The following is a 2020-nucleotide window of genomic DNA, read 5'->3' as shown; positions in this document are numbered from 1 at the left end:
CCTCGGCATCAAGCAGTCTGAACTGAGCAATCGCAAGGCGGGCATCCTTCCCTACCTTACGCTCGCAGCCGGCCTGACGGTGGTGCTGGTAGCCAACTGGTTCTTCGTCATCTGATAGATCGCACGAGAACAACTGATCTGAATGAACACCCCCGGCCCCAGGTCGGGGGTTTTCATTTGCGGAGAAGAATGTCCGTGTCCTGGACTTCCGATCTCCAGAACGCCGCGTTCCGACGCGAGCGTTTCCCCGCACTTATTCGACTAAAATCGATGGTGGTCCGCATGTTTTTAAATTGATCGGATTTAACTGTTATGAAAATATGCTTCCCTGAAGGCATATCGCTCGCCCAGCGGTGACTGTTCCCGATCCGCAAAAGTTCGCGCCTTGCCCCGGTCGTACCAGTCACGAGAGGCGTTCAGATGCTGACAGTGTTGCCTGACCTTCACCAGGGCCATGCGCCCATCACTCTCCAGAATGCCTTTCACGACGCCCTTGAGAGATTCGAGGAATGGCAAGCCGACAGGAACGAGCCGGCGGTCGCGGTCGAAGGCCCTTCCGTTCCCATCAGTTCCGTGTTCCTGAAAATGCTCGACTGCACCGATCTGCTTCCCTTGCGAACGGCTGCGACTCTCAAGGCGATTGCCAGTTTGGACGACAGCGTCGCGGCGGCAACGCACACCTATTCGCAGGGAGCCCGGCTGATGCTGCCGCTCTTTGCCGAGCGTCTTGCTGCATCTGGGCGCGGGACAAGATAGCGGGCCACTCGCACAGGCAACCCGCCGCATCTATCCGGGAAACGTGGCGAAAACGCTGTGGCAGCGACCGCCGAAATCTGAATTTCAAAGGGCGCATCGGAGATCGCCACACTTTCTTGGTAAGAAAATTATTTGCATTTAAGTTGACTTTTTGCCTGCTCAATTGCTATGGTCCAGCTTGGAGCCATTGAAGTTCAGTCGGCCGGCGACACCCTTGGGAGAGGGAGGCCGGCGCGATGCCACAGGGAGGAATGACAGCCGATGCCGACAGTAATCGACGGCAAAGCCGCCGCAGCATCCGTGATTGCGAATGTCCAGGCCGCAACCTCGCAGCTGGCGCAGTCGGATGCTCTGACCCCCGGCATCGCCGTGGTGATCGTCGGCGAAGACCCTGCGAGTCAGGTTTATGTCGCGTCGAAGGGAAAGACCGCCAAGGCCTGCGGGTTCAATTCGATCCAGCACACCCTTCCCGAAAGCACTTCGGAGGAGGAGTTGGTCGCATTGGTCGAACAGCTCAACGCCGACCCGGAAATTCACGGCATACTGGTCCAGCTGCCCCTGCCCTCGCACATCGACTCCGGTCGGATCATCCAGACGATCGCTCCTGAAAAGGATGTCGACGGCTTTCATTTCACCAATGTCGGCAGGCTCGGCACCGGCGAACTCGACAGCGCCTTCGTGCCCTGCACACCGGCCGGCTCGATGCTGCTGATCGAGCGCGCCCATGGTCGCGACCTGTCGGGTCTCAACGCGGTCGTGGTGGGGCGTTCCAACATCGTCGGCAAGCCGATGGCCAACCTCCTGCTCAACGCCAATGCCACCGTGACCATCGCTCACAGCAGGACCAAGGACCTGCCCGCGCTCTGCCGGACCGCCGACATTCTGGTTGCGGCTGTCGGCCGTCCGGAGATGATCCGTGGCGAGTGGATAAAGCCGGGCGCGACCGTCATCGACGTCGGCATCAACAGAATCCCCGCTCCCGAAAAGGGTGAAGGCAAATCCAGGCTGGTCGGCGACGTCGCCTATGACGAAGCGGCCGCTGTCGCGGGCTCGATTACCCCGGTGCCGGGCGGGGTCGGCCCGATGACGATTGCCCTGCTCATGGCTAATACAGTGGTGTCTGCGCACAGGGCAGCCAACCGTACCCCACCACGCTTTTGACCTCTTAAACAATTCAACCGTTACGAAGGAATCGACGACGATGGCCGAGTTTAAGTCCGACATTGAGATCGCGCGCGCGGCGAAGAAGAAGCCGATCCAGGAG

At 59.8% G+C, this 2020-nt stretch carries 2 protein-coding genes; both read left to right on the top strand.

Translation table 11 applies throughout. The features are described from left to right. Nucleotides 1-420 precede the first annotated feature (420 nt). Nucleotides 421-756, top strand: coding sequence for a BRA0787 family protein (locus tag ACLKMW_RS26360; RefSeq protein ID WP_415727487.1), 336 nt, complete (start codon nucleotides 421-423; stop codon nucleotides 754-756). Between the two features lie 261 nt (nucleotides 757-1017). After that, nucleotides 1018-1917 carry a bifunctional methylenetetrahydrofolate dehydrogenase/methenyltetrahydrofolate cyclohydrolase FolD gene (folD, locus tag ACLKMW_RS26355; protein ID WP_415727486.1) on the top strand — a complete coding sequence of 300 codons (900 nt, stop codon included), beginning with the start codon at nucleotides 1018-1020 and terminating at the stop codon, nucleotides 1915-1917. Nucleotides 1918-2020 lie beyond the last annotated feature (103 nt).

It is taken from the genome of Borborobacter xinjiangensis (genome assembly GCF_047739745.1).
GTDB lineage: Bacteria > Pseudomonadota > Alphaproteobacteria > Rhizobiales > Rhizobiaceae > Pseudaminobacter.
The sequence above is the reverse complement of the archived record's forward strand: the minus strand, read 5'-3'. Positions and strand labels throughout refer to the sequence as shown.

What these genes read in the sequence shown, in the direction of transcription:
- ACLKMW_RS26360 (WP_415727487.1), top strand. Translation starts at nt 421, where the DNA reads ATGCTGACAGTGTTGCCTGACCTTCACCAGGGCCATGCGCCCATCACT.
- folD (WP_415727486.1), top strand. Translation starts at nt 1,018, where the DNA reads ATGCCGACAGTAATCGACGGCAAAGCCGCCGCAGCATCCGTGATTGCG.